Genomic DNA, 18,747 nt, shown 5'->3' with positions numbered 1-18,747 from the left:
GCCGCCGCCGCCGCCGCCCGAAGCCGCGTTGGAGGTCACGGTGACGTTGTTGAGGGTGAGATTGCCGGCGTTGAAAATCCCCCCGGCCATGGCGCCGGTCGCGCCATACCCGCCGTTGCCGCCGTTGCCCGAGACCAGGCCCCGGGTAATCACCAGGCCATCGAGGGTCACGGTACTGCCCGAGGCCACTTCGATGACCCGGGTGCGGTACTGGCCGTCGAGGATTACGTCCGCCGCGCCGTCGTTGTTCAGGTCGCCGTCGATGGTCACGTTCTTGTTGACCAGCAGTTCGGAGGTCAGCTGCACCGTCATGCCGCTGCTGAAGGTGACGATGTCGCCGTTCTGCGCCGACGCCAGCGCCGCCCGCAACGAACCCACGCCGGTGTTGGCGTTGTTGGTGGCGGTCCAGGTCGCCAGCCCCCATTGATAATCCTGCATGGCCTGGGTGGACAGCACATTGGCGCTTTCGATGGTGCCGGTGGCGATCTCCAGTTCCCAGTCGCCACCCACGCCGGTGCGATCGCTGGAGGCGGCCACGTCGCGACCGGTGAGCTGCGCCAGCGAATCGACAAAACTCAGGCCGCGCTCGCCCTCGGCGGTGTAGCAGCCGTAGATCAGGATGTCGCCGCCGGCGTTCATGTCCTGGCCGATGTCCGCCAGCACCGAGCTACGCGCCTGGACGTTGTCAGCCGAGAGGTAGCTGTTGCCCAGCCACAGGTCCCCGGCATTGCCGTGGGCGATGATCTGCACCGAACTGACCCCCTGATGCTGGTCCAGGTAATCGGCGATCTGCTGCAGGCCATCCTGGTTCGCACCCAGCTGCACCACCCGGGTACCGGGCGCCAGGCCCTGGAGCAGGCTGTCGGCGTCCTTGACCCGCGAATCGACGAACACCACCGTCAGCCCCGGCACCGCGGTCGGGGTCGCGGCAGGCGCTGCATCGGCCTGGCCGTGGGTGTCCTTGCTGACGCTCGGCTGATCGGCGGCGGTCGGTGTCTTGGCCACGTCCGTGGTGGTGTGGCTGTCCGGCTGGACGGCCTCGGCCACCGTCGCCGCCACCGCGCCGTCGAACAGCATGCGCGGCTCCAGGGGCATGATCATCGGTGAGGCCAGGGCATTCGTCCGCCCGGTGGCCCGCTGATTGACCCGCGACTTGCCTTTGCTCCACCACATGATGCTCACCCGGACTCGAACGTGCTGAAAGGTGCGAATTGAAAAACCGCGGTCAACGGACCGCGGCGTCGGATTTCATGCGAATGACATTGGCGGCGCTGGATGCCCCGTCTTTCCAGAAGGACAGCTGCGCATACTTCTCGAACAGGTCCGGCGGCAGGATGGTGCGCCGCGACTGCAGCGCCACCCGCGCCTTGACCTTGTGCAGGCCCGCGACCCCCAGCGCCTGGTCGAACTCGGGCGCGTCGTAGGCCAGGCTGTCGAAATCGTGTTCGAACCAGGGTTCGCCGATAAAGTCGTAGATCAGCCGCATCACCCGCTCGGGAGCCTGGCTCAGCAGGTCATAGTCGACGATCAGCATCGAATCGGCATTTTCGCCGTAATAGGCCTCTTTCAAGGCCGTCCAGGCATACCCCACCAGGCGGTTGTGCTGGGCCAGGGTTTCGCAGCGGCTGTAGACCGAATTGCGCTCGACCGCATCGCCGAACAGCTTGGTGTTTTCGAAGGGGTTGGCCCGGTACAGCCGTTCCAGGCTGTCCATGACCCAGGCGACATTGCGCACGCAGGCGATGGTCCTGGCCTTGGGAAACAAGTCCTTCAAGGCCGGCAGGCGCGCGCACCACTGGCGGTTGGTATCGAAGATGACCGGTTTGTCGGCCTTGTCGGTGTAGTAGGAGTCGAACAGCCCGCGCAGCAAGCGGCGGCGCATGTCGAGGTCGATGACCGCGCCGAATTCGCTGCCGGCGCTGCATTGTTCGAGGATGCCGCTGAACAGCGCCCCCACCGGGCTGGTCATGCCGGCGTGAAAGCGCGGGTTCTGCAGCAGAATGGCGGACAGCAGGGTCGACCCTGAGCGCGGTAAACCGGAGATAAAATGGAACTGCGGCAATCCCTTCACCCTAGCTATAAGTCCATTTACGGAAAAAGCGTAGTGCAAGGTCAGAAAACCAACAGTGGTGCTTTGATATCAATTCGGAGCAAAACCACAAAAAATCTGTGCTCAAAAAAACAGCAGCCGCTCTGGGACTGAACATGAATCGATTAAGCCGCTGACCGCCCTGAATCCTGCCTTTCGTCACCCGCCTGTTCACAGGCCGATTTTTTTGCGAAAAACCGCCCAAGGCGTCTATCCAGCAGGTTTCCCTGGCTGGCTACACAGCGCTTTCGCCGACGCCTGGCCCTGCACAGTGCCGCACATCAGCAGCAACCGGGCCGTGACCCCGCCAGCAGTGAATTCGCCAGCCTTTCGCCATTGCCCCGGCAGCGGGGCGAACTCATCGGGTTGCTCGGCCGTGCCGATCAGCCAGACGCGACCACTGCCCACCGGCAACGCCGACAGCCGGTCGAGGTAACCCCTGTCGGCCTGCTGGTCGATCAGGGTGCCGAAGCCATAGGCATTGGGTCGGGTCGAGACCCCGGCGGGCGTGGGCGGGGTGTAGAGCAGCGGCTGGGCATCGGTACGGTTGTAGTAGACGTAGCTCAGGTACCACAGCAGATCGCTGGTGACGATCCGGTCGCCGGCCACGTAGCGCTGGTTCACGTAGTCCACCAGCACGCTGATCTGATCGTTGCTATCCACCGTGGCGTTGTTGTTCAGGCCGACCACCTCGGCCCCGCCGAACAGCAACAGGATCGCCAGCGCCAGCACGCGGGCCTGCGCCAGCAGTTGGTCGACCGCAATCGCAAAAATCAGCGGCAAGCCCAAGGCATAGGCCGTCAGGTAGCGCTCGATGAACACCGGCGAAACGAACGACACCGCAAACACCAGCAACAGCGGCAGCGCGGTGTAGATCACCAGCAACCAGTGCCAGCGCCAGGGCGAGCGGTCACGCCAGGCGAGCATTCCGGCGACGCCCAGCACCAGCAGCGGCAGGCCTGCGAACAGCAGCGGGGAACGGGTTTCGCCATCGTCCTGGGTCAGCAGTTGCCAGACCATCGAGGGCAGCGAGGAAAAGTCCACCGACGGCTCCCAACCCACGTCGCCGCTGGCTTTCAGCTGGTCGATATGTTGCAGCAGGTCCACCAGCCCCGGCAGCCAGGGGGCGAACAGCATGACGATGGCAGCGTTGGCCAGCCACCAGGCCGGCCGGTTGATCGCCCGGCTCGGCGGCGTTGCGTGCAGGCGCAGCAGCAACAGGTACGACCAGTGGGCAAGCACGCAGAACGCGGTGAAATAGTGGGTGTAGAACGCCGCGCTCATCAGCAGCGTGTAATACACCAGGTAGCGTTGACGCCGGGGCTGCCTGACCCAGTACACCAGGGCGATGGTGGCGCCGAGCAGCCACACCCCCAACAACGCATACATGCGCACTTCCTGGCTGTAGCGCACGGCGGTGGGCAGCAGGGCCAGCAGGAAGCCGGCGAGGATCGCCGCGCGACGGCTGGCGATCTGCGCCACCAGCCACACACCCAGGCCGACACAGATAATCCCCGGCCAGGCGCTGAAACTGCGAATGGCAAAGATGCCGTCGCCAAACAGCGCGATCCAGCCGCGCAGCAGCATGAAGTACAGCGGTGGATGCACGTCATGGGCGGCGTGCACCCAGAGCTCGCTCAGGCCGTAGCGGCTGAGCAACAGGCTGGAGCCTTCATCGCCCCAGATGGCCGCGGCGGTCAGGTCGTAGAAGCGGGTGGCCGCCGCCAGCAGCAGGATCGGCGGCAGCCAGTACGCCCGCAGCAGCGCGATCAGGCGCTGCGTGTCACGCGTCAGCCGAAGGGCGATGCCCGGCTCGGCCGTACCCAGCAATTGCGGCTCTCTGCGAAACGCCATGAATTACCCCTGCACCCGCGTTTTACCAGCACAGCATCGCTGTTTATCCGGCCAGACATAAGGCGCCCCATCACCCCGGGCGACTGGCGGAACAGCGTCTACGCTAACCACTGCTGTCAACGAGCCCGCTTGGCGTTCTGACCGTATCGGTCAAGCTGTCAGGCCAGACACCAGGGATCGGCTCAGGGAGTTCCACTGATTAACCTGAAGGATGAAAAACTATGGAAGTGTTCATGGGCACCATTCAAGCTTTTTCCTTTAACTTCCCTCCCAACGGCTGGGCCTCGTGTTACGGCCAGACCCTGGGGATCTCGCAGTACCAGGCGCTGTTTTCGCTGCTGGGCACCTACTACGGCGGCAACGGCACCACCAACTTCCAGTTGCCGAACCTGCAAGGGCGCCTGCCCATCGGCCAGGGCAACGGGCTGGGCCTGACGCCCCGGGTGATCGGCGAAGTTTCCGGCACCGAAAACGTCACCCCCACCCTCAACAACCTGCCTGCCCACACCCATACCCTCGCCGGCCTGAACGCCGCCACCACGCTGCAACTGGCCAACCCCGCCAGCAACCCGGCCAGTACCCCGACGGCCACCAACTCGTTCATCGGCACCTCCGGCGGCGGGCCGGGCACCGCCACCATCTACTCCGACAAGCAAGGCACCACGCCCGTGCCGCTCCAGGGGGTCAACACCACGATCACCGGCACCATCTCGCCCGCCGGCAACGGGCTGCCGCTGCCAGTGATGAACCCGTTCCTGGTGATCAACTTCAGCGTGGCCCTGAACGGCCTGTTCCCATCGCGCAATTGAAGTTCGCGCCGGGGGACATTCCCCCGGCCCTTTTTCCGGCCAGGAGTGGCGCCATGCTGCATCTGCTGCAAAGTGAGCATTTCCAGCCCTTGCTGGGGCAAACCTGCAATCTGTTGCTACCGGACGGCAGCGTCTTGCTGGTCCATATCGAGTCCATCAAGGACACCCCCCAGGCCCGCATGCCGAACAGCGCGCGCATGCCCTTCTGCGTCGAGCTCAACAGCCTGGAGCCGACAGAGTTCGTCGACGGCCTGTGCGACCTGGAACTGCCCGGCGTCGGCCATCTGCAAGACATGTTCGTGTCGCGGGTGCCGGCCCTGGGCCGCGATCCGACGCTGGGCTATTTCTATATCGCCTTCAACTGAACCGGGCGTGCCTGGCGGCATTGCCCCAGGCACTGGCTCGAATCCGCCGGGTTGCGCCGCTCAGCCGCGCGGGCCGGGATACCACACCAGCCGCTCGGCCGCCGGGTTGGCTTCCTCGACCTGAAACCCCAGCGCCAGGTAATGCCGGCGCGCATGGGGGTTGCTGGCCCAGACCACCGTGGCCACCGGGCAGCGCACCTGTTCGGCGGCCTTCTGCACGCCCCGCAGCACCGTGCGCCCGTAGCCGCGACCGCGGGCGGCCGGAATGAACGCCAGGTACAGCACGCGGATTTCATTGGGGCCGAAATCGGTGGTCAAGGCACCGATGGCGCTGCCGAGTTTTTCGATCACGTAGTGCATGGCGCCGGGGAAGTTCTCCCCCGCGCCCTGCTCCTGGACCTGGAACTGCTGGGCGATCACCTGCTCGATCTGCTCCTGCTCGCCATCGATCCATTGCAGATCGCTGCGCGCCGAGCGGTAAAGGCTTTGCAGGAACGGTCCGTCGGTGGGCCGCGACGGCCGTACCACCAGGCCATCGGACATGGCTGAATCCTTATGCAACATGTGCGTTCTCCCTGAAAATTCCTTGTCTCAGAACCCGCTTTCCCTCACGCCGAGCGCCGCCAGACGCCGCCAGGCCGTACCCAGCAGCGACTCGCCACGCCCCTGCAACACCACCACGCCGCGCAGCGGCTGGCTCGGGGTGACGCTGGCGTCGAGCACCTTGAGCCGCGCGCCGTACTGCGCCTGGACCGGTTCGGCGCGGCGGTTTTCATCGCGGCGCACGGCAATCGGCCCATGGTGATCGGAAGTCAGCGCCTCCTGGTCGATATAAGCCACGCCGTTGGTGTCGACTTCGGTCAGTTGCACCTCGAGCGCCGGGTGCATCGGGTCGTCGGCGATAAAGCGCCCCGTGGCCCCCGGCGCGACGCGCCACAGGTCGGCCTCGGCAAGGAAGCCGCGCAAGCGCGCGCCCGGCTCGACCACCCGGGCCAGCGGATCCTTGGGCGATACCCAGCGGCCCACCTGCAGTTGCGGCAGCAGGTCGCGCAACTGGCCGCCTTCGGGCGCGCGCAGCAGCAGGCGCTCGCGTTGCGCCGACAGGCCGCGGTACTCGGCCACGGCCTCGGCCAACTGCTGCTCGACAATCCCGGCGTCGGCCGCGGTCTCGCTGCGCCCGGCACGGCGGCGCATCTGCAGTTGCTGGATCTCGATTTCCCGCCGCGCGATGGCCTGGCGCGACGCCAGGTCCGGGGACTCAAGCTCAACCAGCACCTGGCCCTTGCTCACCGCCTGACCGTCGCTGACATTGACCTGCCAGACCCGCGCCGCCACCGGCGCATGCAAGGCGCTGGCGCGTCCGGCCTCGAGCATCGCCGGCACCTCCACCGAGCTGCGCCAGGGCACCGCCACCAGCAACAGCGCCGCCACCAGCCCCAGGCTGCTGAGCAATACCCGCGGCGCATCGGCCTGTTCGCGGCGTGTCCACCATTCGCGCCACTCGCGCACGATGGGCAAAAAGATGAACCACACCAACTCGACCAGCATCAGGAAGATGCCCAGCAGCTTGAAAAACAGGTGGTACACCGCCAGCGCAATCCCGAAAAACAGCACCGCGCGCCACAGCCACGAGCCATAACCCCACCACAGCAGGCGCCGCTGCATGGCCGGCGACCAGGGCTCCGGTGCGGGCTGCCGGTAGCCGAACAAAGCCTCGCGCAGGCGCCAGCGACAGAGGGCGAAGGCCCGCCCCTGGAGGTTGTCCACCTCCCAGAAATCGCTGAGCAGAAAATAGCCATCGAAACGCATGAAGGGGTTCAGGTTGATCACCAGGGTGGTGATCCAGGTCGCGCTGGCGAGCATGAAGGCCGCGGTGCGTGCCGGGCCGTCCGGCAGCAGTGACCAGGCCAGCAGGGCGATGCTGGCCAGCAGCAGCTCGGCCAGCACGCCGCCGGCGCCGATCAGCAAGCGCGCGCGACGATCGTTGACTCGCCAGGCATCGCTGACGTCGGTGTAGAACATCGGCAGCAGCACCATGAACGCCACCCCCATGCTCTGCACCCGGCAGCCGGCACGCTTGGCCATGAAGGCGTGGCCGAACTCATGGCACAGCTTGGCGAAAAACAGCGCCACGCCGAACGCCAGGGCACCACCGAGGCTGAACAGGTGGGGGAAGGTCGCCAGGAAGCGCTGCCAGTCCCGCGATACCAGGAACACTCCCAGCCCCAGGGTCAGCGGCAAGCCGTAGCGCAACAGCCCCGGCCCGAACCGCGCCAGCCACGGCCAGGCACGATTGAGAAAGGCGTCCGGGCGCCACAGCGGGATACGAAAGAACAGGTATTGGTGCAGCAGCACCTGCCAGAGGCTCTGGTGCTGGGCGGCGGCCTTGAGGTCATAGCTGGCGCGCTGTTGCGGATCGAGGGCGGTGATCAGGTCGTGACTGCGCAAAAAGCCCAGCAATTCATCCAGTTCCGCGCCGCCCAGGGGCAGCCCCGGCTCACGATTGGCGGCGCGCAGCACCTGCCCGGCGTCCCCCAGGGACCAGTGCCTGAGCAAACGCATCGCCGCCGCGCCGAGCTTGAAATAACGACCGCGCACCGGGTCGGCCAGGGTCCAGCGCGGCGAACCGTCCAGCGCCGGCGCCGCTGCCGACAGCTGCAAGTCCGCGCGCAGACCCGGCAGGTCCATTACAACCCCACGCTCTGCCGCAGACCGGCCAGGGGCCGACGCAGCAGGTACAGCGCCAGCGGCGCGCGCTCGCCAAAGAGCTTGGCCGTGCCGCGCAGGCCAATCCGCGGTGGCGCCTCGCGAAAACGCGCATCGAGGCGGTAAGCCAGTTGCCCGCCCGGCGTCGGCTGCGCCTCGTAGGCCGCCCGTTCGAGGCTGGCCAGATGGCGCTGCAACGGGTCGCTGTCGAGAAACAGCGCCACCTGCGCGCCGGGCTCCAGGGCAATGGCGTCGCCCACGGCCAGTTCGATGCGTAATTCGGCCTGGCTCGGGTCGGCAATTTCCATCAGCCGCTCGCCGGTCTGCACCGGTTTGCCGGTCCAGCGCTCGGCGTCGGCGAACACCGCGATACCGTCGCGTTCGGCGCGCACTTCGCTGCGCTTGAGCAGTTCGCGGGCGTAATCGCGTTCGGCGCGTTTCTGCTCGACCCGGGCCGCCAGCAGGTCGATCTTCGAGCTGGATTCGGCATCGGCAAAGGCCCGCTGGGAATTGGCCTTCAATTCCGCCTCGGCCACGCCCAGGGCGCGGGCGGCGACATCGGCCTGGGCGTTGAGGGTGGTGTTTTCGAAACGCAGCAGCAGGTCGCCGGTTTTCACCGTCTGGTTGGGCTTGACCAGGAACTCGGCGATCACCCCGTCCAGCGGCGCCGCCACCACACGCCCGCCCAACGGCACCACTTCGGCCGGCGCCAGCACCGATTGCCGGACCGGAATCAGCAGGCCCAGCAACACCACCGCCAGCAGCGCCAGCCGGCGTTGGCGATTCCAGCGCAGGCGCCACGGTTTGCGCGGCTGCAGCGCCAGCCAGGCGTGGCTGTAGGTGTCGCCCAGTTGCGCCAGCAGCACCTGTTCGGAAGGGTTCCACGGCGTGTCGCGGGCCAGCCACAGGCCGCCAAAGACTGCGCCCTGGCGATCGATCAGCGGCAACCAGAACACCTCGGCCGCCGACAGGCTCTGCCAGTCGACCCGCACCGGGGCACTCAATTGCTCGGCCGCGATCACCCGCGCCTGCTGCACGAGTTCGAGCTTGAACAGCTGGGTCACCGCCTGTTCGACGAAGGCCACGAAGGGCGCATTCGGGTCGAGCGCGCTGACGCCGGTCACCGCGCGGACCTTGCCGGCGATCACCAGCGCTGCGTGGCGAAAGCCGAACAGCGCCTGGCCGTCGTTGACCAGGCTGTAGGCCAGTTGCTCGACGGTACGCGCGGCACGGGTCTGACGCTCCAGGTCAAGGAACCGAGCGAAGACCTGCTCGGCGGCGCCCGCTACCGGTGCGTTCATTTGAGCTCCGCGAACCGCGCCGTGCCGCTCATGCCCGCCAACAGGCCCTCGGCGTTGGGCACGGCCGCCACCAGCAGCAGCGTCTGGCTGCCCTCGTCGATCCGCGCGCCGAGGCGCTTGACCGTAGCGGCCAGCGGCTTGCCGGTTTCATCGGGGACGAAGCTGAAGGTCTGCCCGGCCTTGAGCTTGCCCATCCAGCTCGACGGCACCAGCAGGTGGATTTCCAGCGAACGGTTGTCGACGATTTCCAGCAAGGGCGAGCCGGCCGTCACGCTTTCGTAGCGTTGCACCTTGCGTTCCACCACCTGCCCGTCGAACGGTGCGACCACGCTGCAACGCTTGACCTGCACCTGATAGACCTGGGATTGCGCCTGGGTCTCGGAGACCTTGGCCGCGGCTCGCGCCACTTCGAAGCGGCCGACCGAGTTGAGCGAAGCCAGTTGGCGGTTGTGCGCCAGCTCTTCGTTGGCGCCACGGCTGGCGGCCTGAGCGGCATTGAGCTGGGCCTGGTAGGCCGAGCAATCGAAGCGGGCCAGCACGTCACCTTTCTTGAAGGACTCGCCTTCGCTGTAGGGCAACTCGACGATGCGCCCGGACAGTTCGCCGGCCAATACCGCCTGATCCTTGGCCCGCAGCACGCCTCGCGCTTCGCTGCCGCTCGCCACGGCGGCGCCGGCAGCACTGTCATTGAGCAGTGGATCGTCTGGTGCAGGCGTCTGCGCCTGGGCCACGCACACCAGGCAGGTCAATCCGAATCCCAATCCATGAAATCGCCGCATAACCGTAACTCCCTGACGGATGGGCGGAGTCTAAGACAGCAAGCACAAGCGTCAAGCAAATGGCCACTATCTTTATCGATCCCGACAACGGCATCGAATGCCCGCCTGACAGCATAGATGCCTTGTCCGGCGCGGCGTATATCGGGTCGTGTGGGTATTTTAGATGCCCGCGAATGCCTTCTGTATGATTTGCGCCACACTTGGACCTTCGGCTCCCATAGTTTCGGATTAAGGACAATTCATGCGTATCGGTCTTTTGTCGTCTTTGACACTGGCGCTCGGCGCCCTCCTCTGCAATCAGGCCCAGGCCAGCTCCGACGATTCCTGTTACCCGCGCTGGACCCTGCTCAAAAAAAACCTCGAAGGCTGCAGCAGCCTGCCGTTTCTCAACCCGGGCAACGACAGCCGGGTGAACCTGCGCCTGTTGCTGGCCGACAGCGGTGCCTTGCCCCTGGCGCCGAAAGCGCTGGACGCCGACGACCTGGCCGAAGGGTATGGGCCGGTGCCGTTTTCGGTGTCTCGCCTGAACCCGGCGCCCGGCCCCGAAGCGGCGGATGCACCGGCAGCCAGCGCCGACACTGACCTCAACGGCCGCCTGGAAGCCTTGCAGGTGGTGCGCGAAGCGCCTCAGGCGGCCGGCGATGCGTTTCTGTCCGGCGAAGGCAGCCGTTGCCGCAGCAACTCGGACGCCAGCGCCCAGGTGTTTGTCGACCAACTGATTGCCGCCGACCTGCCAGACAGCGAGCGCCAGGCGCTGGCGCAAAGCCGGGTCAAGCTGCTCGCCGCCTGCAGCTGGGAAAGCCCACAACTGGCCAGCCTGTTGCCAACCAATCTGCAGACCCCGCTGGGCAAGGGTTTCGCCACTTATCTACAGGCCGCCGGCGACTTCTACAGTGGCCGCTTCAGCGAGGCCGGCGCGGCTTTCGCCACGCTCAAGGACAGCCCGAATACCTGGCTGAAAGAAACCGCGCTGTACATGAACGCCCGCACGGCCCTCAACAGCGCCCAGCAAAACGCTTTCGACGAATACGGCATGCCCGCGCTCGAGCATGTGGATAAGTCCACGCTGCAACAGGCCGAAGCCGGCTTCGACAGCTACCTGCAAACTTATCCACAGGGCGCCTACGCCGCTTCGGCCAAGGGCCTGCTGCGCCGGGTGCACTGGCTGGACGGCAATCCGGACAAGCTGGCCGCCGACTACGCCTGGCAAATGACCCAGGCCAAGGACGAGCAGCGCAACCTGTCGCTGAACGATCTGGTGGAAGAAGTCGACACCAAGCTGCTGATGGTCAACCGCAACCCGGTCAGCACCCCGCTGTTGCTGGCGGTCAACGACCTGATGTGGATGCGCGAGCACGCCGAAGGCCGGCTGACCCGCGAGGCCTTGCAGCAACAGAAGGCGGTCTTCGCCGCACAACCGGCGTTGCACGACTACCTGCTGGCGGCCTTCGCCCTGTATGTCGACAACAACCCGGACGCCGCGCTGAAACTGCTGCCCGGCGAGCTGCCCGCCAACCTCGACTACCTCGCCTTCAGCCAGCAGACCCTGCGCGGCCTGGCCCTGGAAGCGCAGAACGACGGCCCGGGCGCCCAGGCCCTGTGGCTGCAACTGCTGCCCCTGGCCAAGCAACCGCTGCAACGGGAACAGCTGGAGCTGGCCCTGGCGATGAACTACGAACGCAACCAGCAACTGGCCAAGGTGTTCGCCGCCGACTCGCCGATCAAAAGCCCACAGGTGCGTTTCACCCTGCTGCGCAACGTGGCCGATGCCACGCTGCTGCGCCAGCAGATCAGCCAGGCCGCCGACCCGGTAGAGCGCAACACCGCGCAGTTCGTGCTGCTCTACAAGGACCTGCTGCGCAGCCAGTACGCGGCCTTCGCCAGCGACCTCAAGCAACTGCCGGCCAGCGCCCCTGAAGACAAGCTCGGCTACAGCCTGGGTTACGTCTACAGCGACGGCCAGTCGCTCAAGCTGTTCCAGTGGAGCGGCGACAAGGCCGAGTCCGGCTACACCTGCCCGAGCATCGCGCAAACCGCGGCGGCCCTGGAGACGGATGGGAAAAACCCGCAAGGCCTGAACTGCTTCGGTGAGTTCATCCTGCGCAACGGCCTGGACGGCATGCCGCTGGACAGCCAGCCCGACAAGCAATCCCTGGGCGGTACGGAATCGGCCTTCAAGGGCGAGCTGTTCTCCCGCCTCGACGGCTACAAACAGGTGATCGCCAACAGCAAGGCGCCGCGCGACGACCGCGCCTACGCCCTGTACCGCGCCATCAACTGCTACGCGCCCTCGGGCTACAACAGCTGTGGCGGCAAGGACGTCGAACCGGCAGTACGCAAGGCCTGGTTCCGCCAGCTCAAAGGCACCTTCGCCGACACCCAGTGGGGCAAGTCGCTGCAGTACTACTGGTAAGCATGAGCGGTTTCTGGAAATGCCTGCTGCCGGTCTGGCTGTTGCTGACCGGCAGTGCCCAGGCAGCGGTCGACGCCCGCGACCACCAGGCCTTCTGGCTGTGGAGCGGCGTCGCTCCGCAGCCGGTGCTGAACCAGGCCAAGACCCTGTACATCCTGCAAGGACAGATCAGCCGCTCGCGTCGCGACCCGAGCGGCAACGTGCACTTCATCGCCCAGGGCATGGCCATTCCGCGCCTGCGCCAGGGCGAGGTCTGGGTGGTCTACCGTGCGCACACCCTGCACTGGCCGGAGCCGGTCTACAGCCAGCTGCTGGGCCAGGTGCAGCGCTGGCAGCAGGCCGGCAACCCGGTGGTCGGGATCCAGATCGATTTCGACGCCCGCACCCGCTACCTCGAGGAATACAGCAGCTTCCTGCGCGACCTGCGCCAGCGCCTGCCCGCGCAGTACCGCCTGAGCATCACCGGCCTGATGGACTGGAGCAGCAACGCCAACCCCGAGGCCATCGCCGGCCTCAAGGGCATCATCGACGAAGTAGTGGTGCAGACCTACCAGGGCCGCCACAGCATTCCCAACTACGCCGCCTACCTGCCCCGCCTCGACCGCATGGGCCTGCCATTCAAGGTGGGCCTGATCCAGGGCGGCGAATGGCAGGAACCGGACTACCTGAAAGACAGCCCGTGGTTCAGGGGGTATGTGGTGTTTTTGCAGAATCCGCGCTAGCCAACGGATACACCGACTCCCAGCCACCGCCCAGCGCCTTGTACAGGCCGACCATGGCCAGGGAAACGCCGGTCGAGCTTTCCACCAGTTGTTCCTGGGTGGCGAGCAGGGCGCCCTGGACGGTGAGGACGTTGACGAAGTCCACCACGCCTTCGACGTATTGCTGTTGCGCGGTGCGCAGGGCGATCTGGTTCTGCCGCACGGCTTCGGCGAGGCTGTCGCGGCGCAGCTGGCTGCTGTTGTAGCGGGTCAGCTGGTCGTCGATTTCATGCCAGGCGCGCAGCACGGTCTGCTGGTAGGCGACGGCCGCTTCCTGCTGCTGGGCTTCACGCAGGTGCAGCATGCCGCGCAGGCGGCCGCCGTCGAACAGCGGCAGGCTGAACTGCGGGCCGATACCGAACTGGCGCGAGCCCCAGGAGCCGAAGTCCGACAGCTGCATGGCCTGGGAGCCGAAGTTGCCCGACAGGGTGATGCGCGGATAAAAGTCGCCCTTGGCCACGCCGATGCTGGCGGTGGCGGCATGCAGGCGGGCTTCGGCCTGACGGATGTCCGGGCGGCGTTCGGCCAGTTGCGACGGCAGGCCGATGGCGACCTGGCTCGGGGTTTGCGGCACCGGCGCATCCGCCGCCAGTTCCGCGTGCAGGGCCTGGGGTGGCTCGCCCATCAGCAGGCTCAGGGCGTTGATCAGTTGCGCCTGGCGCTGCTGCAAGGCCGGCAGTTGCGACTCGATGGTCGCCACCTGCGCGGCGGCTTCGGCGACGTCCAGGTCGGTGGCCACGCCATCGGCCAGGCGCAGTTGCGAGAGCTTGAGGCTGTGGCGGGCGACGTCGAGGTTCTGCTCGGTCACCGCGCGGGTGCTCTGCACGCCGCGCAGCTGGATGTAGTCCTGGGCGGTCTCGGCCAATACCGACAACAGCACCCCGCGCCGATCGTTTTCCGCGACTTCCAGGGTCGCGTCGGCGGCCTCGGTTTCGCGCCGCACGCGGCCCCAGAAATCCAGCTCCCAGGACGCCGAGAAGCCGGCGTCCCACAGGTTGAAGGCGGACTTGCCTTCGTGACCCGACGGGTCGTTCAGGCCTTCGCCGCTGTTGCGTTTGCGCGCGTAGCCGCCGCTGGCGTTGCTGGTCGGATAACGCTCGGCGGTGATCACCTGGCGCGCCGCGCGGCTCTGTTGCAGGCGGCTGGTGGCCAGTTGCAGATCGAGGTTGTCGGTCAGCACGCGCCGGCTCAGGGCCGACAGCTGCGGATCGTTGAAGACATCCCACCAGCGCTCGTCCAGGGGGCTGGTCACCACCTGGCTCGGCGCGGCCTTTTGCGGGCTGGCCCAGGCCTCGACCCGCGGCCCTTCGGGGCGCTGGAAATCCGGGCCGACAGTGCAGGCGGCCAGGGACAACAGGCCCAGGGCGAATACCGGCTGGAGCAGACGACTCATCGCTTCGCCACCTCACGCACGGAGCTGGCCTGGCCCAGGGTATCGACGCTCGCTTCCACCGACATCCCGACCCGCAGGCGCTCGGCCATGGGCTGGCCGGGCTCCAGCAGGATCTTCACCGGAATGCGCTGCACCACCTTGGTGAAGTTGCCGGTGGCGTTGTCCGGCTTGACCGCGGCGAAGGTCACCCCGGTGGCCGGCGCCAGGCTCTCGACCCGGCCGCGCAGGGTTTCGCCGTCCAGGCTGTCGACCCGCACCGCGACCGGCTGCCCGGGGTGCATGCGGGCCAGCTGGGTTTCCTGGAAGTTGGCCACCACATAGGCCTGCTCCAGCGGCACCACGGCGAGGATCTTGCTGCCCGGCGTGACATAGGCACCGACCCGCACCGCGCGCTCGCCGACCATGCCGTCCACCGGCGCGACGATGCGCGTGTAGGACAGCTCGTAGCTGGCCATTTCCAGGGCCGCCTGGGCGCGCTTCAGCCCGCCCTCGGCCGCGTCGCGCTGGGCGGTGAGGATCTCCACCTGTTTGCGTTCCGCCGCCAGCGCCGCGGTGGCCGTGGCCAGCCGCGCGCTGGCCTGGTCGATGCGGGTCCTGGCCTGCTGGGCATTCTGCACCGTGCCGGCGCCGACCCCGGCCAGGTGGTTGTAGCGGTTCAGTTCATGCTCGGCGAAGGCCATTTCCGCCCGCGCGGCCACCACCGAGGCCTGGGCCTGGGCGATCACCGAGCTTTGCCGGTCGAGGGTGGCGCGGGCGTTCTGCAACTGCGCCTTGGCCACCAGGGTTTCGGCGTCCGCCGCCTGGGCCGCGGCACGCAGGTCGCGATCGTCGATCAGCGCCAGCAACTGGCCGGCCTTGACCCGCTGGTTGTCTTCCACCAGCACTTCCTTGATGAAACCCGCCACGCGCGGGGCCACCAGGGTGTAGTCGGCGCTCACGAAGGCGTCGTTGGTGGTCTGCTCGGTGGCCTTGCCGGTGACCAGATACACCAGCACGCCCAGGACCGCGACCGCCGCCACGCTGACGGCGATTTTGTGTTTGATGTGGATCGTCATAAAAACCTTCTGTCTCAGTGAGCGTTCAAGTCGGCGCGCGTGGCGGATAGATCCGCGTCGGCAGCCAGAAAATCAGCAGGATCAGGGCCGCCGCCACGCCAGCCATGACGTAGTAGAGGTCCGCGGAGGTCAGCACCACGGCCTGGCGGTGCAGGCACTGGGCGAGGTTGCTGGCGTCGATGGCGCTCAGCGGCGAGTTGCCGAGGCTGTCCACCAGCATGGTCGAGTGAAAGTGCAGGCGGTGGGTGGTCAGGGCATCCAGCACGCCGGTGGCGATCACCGCCGCCAGGCCCTTCACGGTGTTGAACCAGGCGGAAGCGAACGGCCCCTCGATTGGCTGGATACTGCCGGTGGAAAGCATCAGCAGCGGCAACACCGCCATCGGCTGGCCGAAGATCTGCAGCAGTTGCAGCACGTAGAAATCGTCGCGGATCCACGCCGAGGTCAGTTGCGTGCCGCCCAGGCACGACAGCACCAGCATCGTCAGGCCGATGCCCAGCACCCAGCGGCAATCGACCCAGCGCAGGTTGCACAGGGCCGCCACCAGCGGCAGCGCGATCAACTGCGGCAGGGCCATCACCAGCATCACCGGGGCGGTCTGCAACGGCCGGTAGCCCTGGACCTGGGCCAGGAAGCTGGACGGAATGATGATCACCGCGGTCAGCACCACCAGCACCCCGGCCAGGGTCAGCAGGGCGAACGACAGGTTGCGGATGCCGAGCATCTGCAACTTGAAGAACGGGATCGGCTGCGACCATTCGTTGATCAGAAACAGCACCAGCAACAACCCGCCGCCGCCCAGCAGCAGGCAGATCAGCGGCGAGCCGAACCAGTCCAGGCGGTTGCCCTGCAGGATGCCGATCACCAGCATGCAGATCGCCGGAAACCCCAGCAGCAGGCCGCGCCAGTTGAAGGCCTTGAGGCGCTCCAGGCGCAGCGGGTCCTGGGGCAGGCCGTAGGCCACCGCGAGCATCGCCAGCAAGCAGGGCGCCACCACCTGCCAGAACGCCCACTGCCAGCCGACGTATTCGGTCCACAGGGCGGCCAGCGGCGTGCCCAGGCTCGGGCCGAAGGTGGCGGTCAGGGCATAGCCGGCCAGGCCGTAGAGCTTGACGTTGGCCGGCAGGAACCGCAGGGCCACGGTCATCAGCATCGGCGGCAGCGCGCCGCCGGCCAGCCCCTGCACGGTGCGCAGCAGCAACAGGCTGTGGTAGTTCGGGGCGAACGGACAGAGCACGCCCAGCAGGGTGAACAGGGCGATGGCGCAGAGGGTGAAACGCCGCAGCGAGAAGGTCACCGAGCACCAGGGCGCGAAGGCCATAGCCGCCACCGACGTGGCGGTATAGCTGGCCACCAGCCAGGTGCCTTCGTCGTAGCCGATGGCCAGGGCGCCACGGATATCGGCCAGGGCGATCTTGGTCACCATCTCGTTGAGGCCCGACACCAGCACCGCCAGCAATACGCCGAGCAGGCCGATGATGATTCGCGGGCCGAAGACCGCGGGGCTGGCAGCTGCCGGTTTGCTGGCCCCTTCAACGGGTGCCGGCACAGCCACGGCGAGGGAACTCATGAAGGGAACGACTCCGATGGAAATACCGAAGCAGTTTAAAAAGCCCGACAGCTGACGAAAACTGACTTATCGACAGCTTATAAGTGCACCACGCGCAACGATTGGATGACGTGTAGCCGCTGCCGAGCAACGCGAAGCTGCGATCGGCGGCGCAGCCGTCGCAAAACCAGGCGACCTGATCCAACCGGCCAATCGCGGGCGCTGCCTGGCGAGGATTAAGTCGGAATCTCGCCCACCTAGTTCGCAGCCTCGCGTTGCTCGGCAGCGGCTACAGGGGTTGTGGTGCTCTGTAACCCTGTAGGAGCGAGGCTTGCCCGCGATGAACGATAACGCGGTGCAGCAGGTTAACCGTGGCGTGCCTATCGCGGGCAAGCCTCGCTCCTACGGGATATTGGGTGTTTTCAGGGCTGGGCGGTGCGCCAGGTTTCGTTGCAGGAGGCGCGCAGGGTCTCGCGGAACCATTTGTGCGCCGGGTCCTTGTCGTAGCGCGGGTGCCAGGCCTGGGTCAGCACCAGGGTCGGCAGGGGAATCGGCAAGGCGAAGGAACGCAGGTGCAGGCCCAGGCGCGACACGCTGAGCAGGGTTTCCTTGGGCACCGGCAGGATCAGGTCGGAATCCGGCAGCATGAACATCGCGGCATGGAAGCTCGGCGCGATCAGCGGCACCCGGCGCTCCAGCCCCAGGTCGCCGAGCGCCGCGTCGATCGGCCCACGGGCGATGCCGCGCCGGGACATGCTGATGTGCGGGAAGGCGGCAAAACGCTCGGCGGTGATCTCCTCGTCGAGCAACGGATGATGCTCGCGCACCAGGCCGACAAAGGTGGTGGAAAACAGGTTCTGCACCTTCACTTCCGGGGTCAGCGGCCGGGTATTGCTGATGCGCAGGTCGATCCGTCCTTCGCGCAGGGCCTCGTCGTCGCCATCACCTTCGGGGACGAAACGCAGTTCGCAATGGGGCGCCTGGCGCTCCAGGGTGTCGATCAGGCGGCCGCCATAGACGCCGACGAAGAAGTCGTTGGCGCGTACGTTGAAGCGCCGGCGCAGGGTGCTGAGGTCGACCTGATCGCCGGAGCGGAACACCAGCGCCGCCTGCTCCACCAGGTCGCGCACCTGGCCGCGCAGTTCCAGGGCCTTGGGTGTGGGCACCAGGCCACGGCCGGCGCGCACCAGGATCGGGTCGCCCAGCGCCTCGCGGATCCGCGTGAGGGTCCGGCTCATGGCCGCCGGGCTGAGGTTCATGCGCCGCGCCGCGCCGACCACGCTGCCCTCGTCGAGCAGGGCGTCGAGGGCGACCAGAAGGTTCATGTCCGGGAGTTGCATGCTGAGCACTCGTGGCTGATCGGGAATGAGTCAGGCGCAATGCTAGCAGGGTCATTTCAGTCAGGGACACCACTCTGTAGCCGCTGCCGCAGGCTGCGATCGAGGACGAAGTCCTCGCCAGATCGGCGCATGCGGTGTGCCAGGCAGAATGAGCCGTCAGGTTTTGCGGCCCCTGCGGGGCCGATCGCAGCCTCGCGGGCTCGGCAGCGGCTACGGGATCGTGGGGGGTCGTTCAACCATGGACACCGCTCTGTGTAGCCGCTGCCGCAGGCTGCGATCGAGGACGAAGTCCTCGCCAGACCGGCGCATGCGGTGTGCCAGGCGGAACGTGCC

Annotated in this window: 15 protein-coding genes; 4 read left to right on the top strand and 11 right to left on the bottom strand. The window is 66.8% G+C overall.

What is annotated here, in order from left to right; genetic code table 11:
• The 3 genes from J4D28_RS29580 to J4D28_RS29570 all read right to left on the bottom strand — a co-directional run.
• On the bottom strand, positions 1-1,173 hold a 1,173-nt coding region (locus J4D28_RS29580; protein ID WP_207246511.1), incomplete at its 3' end, for a DUF4347 domain-containing protein.
• Between the two features lie 52 nt (positions 1,174-1,225).
• Complete coding sequence (locus J4D28_RS29575; protein ID WP_103331898.1) at positions 1,226-2,071, bottom strand: sulfotransferase; 846 nt, start codon at positions 2,069-2,071, stop codon at positions 1,226-1,228.
• 228 nt (positions 2,072-2,299) lie between these two features.
• Positions 2,300-3,943, bottom strand: a complete 1,644-nt coding sequence (locus J4D28_RS29570) for a glycosyltransferase family 39 protein (RefSeq protein WP_103331899.1) — start codon at positions 3,941-3,943, stop codon at positions 2,300-2,302.
• A 221-nt stretch (positions 3,944-4,164) separates the two neighbouring features.
• On the opposite strand from J4D28_RS29570, the gene J4D28_RS29565 reads away from it, so the two are divergent.
• Positions 4,165-4,752: a phage tail protein gene (locus J4D28_RS29565; protein ID WP_009046343.1), complete on the top strand. Its 588-nt coding sequence runs from the start codon at positions 4,165-4,167 to the stop codon at positions 4,750-4,752.
• A 53-nt stretch (positions 4,753-4,805) separates the two neighbouring features.
• Positions 4,806-5,117, top strand: a complete 312-nt coding sequence (locus tag J4D28_RS29560) for a DUF6916 family protein (protein WP_009046342.1) — start codon at positions 4,806-4,808, stop codon at positions 5,115-5,117.
• A gap of 60 nt (positions 5,118-5,177) precedes the next feature.
• Here the strand turns inward: J4D28_RS29560 and J4D28_RS29555 are convergent, their stop codons facing one another.
• From J4D28_RS29555 to J4D28_RS29540, 4 genes are read right to left on the bottom strand one after another with little or no spacing between them, the layout of a single operon-like run.
• Positions 5,178-5,681 carry a GNAT family N-acetyltransferase gene (locus J4D28_RS29555; RefSeq protein ID WP_009046341.1) on the bottom strand — a complete coding sequence of 168 codons (504 nt, stop codon included), beginning with the start codon at positions 5,679-5,681 and terminating at the stop codon, positions 5,178-5,180.
• A 27-nt stretch (positions 5,682-5,708) separates the two neighbouring features.
• Positions 5,709-7,805 (bottom strand): biotin/lipoyl-binding protein, encoded by a 2,097-nt coding sequence (locus J4D28_RS29550; RefSeq protein ID WP_016705083.1) that lies wholly within the window; start codon positions 7,803-7,805, stop codon positions 5,709-5,711.
• Entirely contained in the window at positions 7,805-9,124 is a 1,320-nt protein-coding gene (locus J4D28_RS29545) for an efflux RND transporter periplasmic adaptor subunit (protein ID WP_103331900.1), read from the bottom strand. Before J4D28_RS29545 ends, J4D28_RS29550 begins: the two co-directional genes overlap by 1 nt.
• The gene (locus tag J4D28_RS29540; RefSeq protein WP_023969900.1) at positions 9,121-9,903 is read right to left on the bottom strand and encodes an efflux RND transporter periplasmic adaptor subunit; all 783 of its coding nucleotides are present in this window, start codon (positions 9,901-9,903) and stop codon (positions 9,121-9,123) included. The genes J4D28_RS29545 and J4D28_RS29540 overlap by 4 nt, the downstream gene beginning before the upstream one ends.
• 241 nt (positions 9,904-10,144) lie before the next feature.
• Between J4D28_RS29540 and J4D28_RS29535 the strand changes: the two genes are divergently transcribed.
• Both J4D28_RS29535 and J4D28_RS29530 read left to right on the top strand, forming a co-directional pair.
• A complete protein-coding gene (locus tag J4D28_RS29535; RefSeq protein ID WP_103331901.1) occupies positions 10,145-12,316 on the top strand; it encodes an outer membrane assembly lipoprotein YfiO in 2,172 nt (723 codons plus the stop codon).
• Between the two features lie 2 nt (positions 12,317-12,318).
• Positions 12,319-13,038 carry a DUF3142 domain-containing protein gene (locus tag J4D28_RS29530; protein ID WP_038630324.1) on the top strand — a complete coding sequence of 240 codons (720 nt, stop codon included), beginning with the start codon at positions 12,319-12,321 and terminating at the stop codon, positions 13,036-13,038.
• Here J4D28_RS29530 and J4D28_RS29525 read toward each other — a convergent pair.
• From J4D28_RS29525 to J4D28_RS29510, 4 genes are all read right to left on the bottom strand, one after another.
• Positions 13,001-14,470 (bottom strand): efflux transporter outer membrane subunit, encoded by a 1,470-nt coding sequence (locus J4D28_RS29525; protein ID WP_028681499.1) that lies wholly within the window; start codon positions 14,468-14,470, stop codon positions 13,001-13,003. The two genes, J4D28_RS29530 and J4D28_RS29525, sit on opposite strands and share 38 nt — an antisense overlap.
• The gene (locus tag J4D28_RS29520; RefSeq protein WP_103331902.1) at positions 14,467-15,525 is read right to left on the bottom strand and encodes an HlyD family secretion protein; all 1,059 of its coding nucleotides are present in this window, start codon (positions 15,523-15,525) and stop codon (positions 14,467-14,469) included. The genes J4D28_RS29525 and J4D28_RS29520 overlap by 4 nt, the downstream gene beginning before the upstream one ends.
• Positions 15,526-15,550: 25 nt before the next feature.
• A complete protein-coding gene (locus J4D28_RS29515) occupies positions 15,551-17,095 on the bottom strand; it encodes an MFS transporter (protein ID WP_103331903.1) in 1,545 nt (514 codons plus the stop codon).
• A 401-nt stretch (positions 17,096-17,496) separates the two neighbouring features.
• Positions 17,497-18,414, bottom strand: a complete 918-nt coding sequence (locus tag J4D28_RS29510) for a LysR family transcriptional regulator (protein WP_038583194.1) — start codon at positions 18,412-18,414, stop codon at positions 17,497-17,499.
• Positions 18,415-18,747 lie beyond the last annotated feature (333 nt).

This window comes from Pseudomonas sp. GW531-T4 (assembly GCF_017349615.1).
GTDB classification, from domain to species: domain Bacteria; phylum Pseudomonadota; class Gammaproteobacteria; order Pseudomonadales; family Pseudomonadaceae; genus Aquipseudomonas; species Aquipseudomonas chlororaphis_I.
This window is presented reverse-complemented; position numbering and strand designations above follow the sequence as displayed.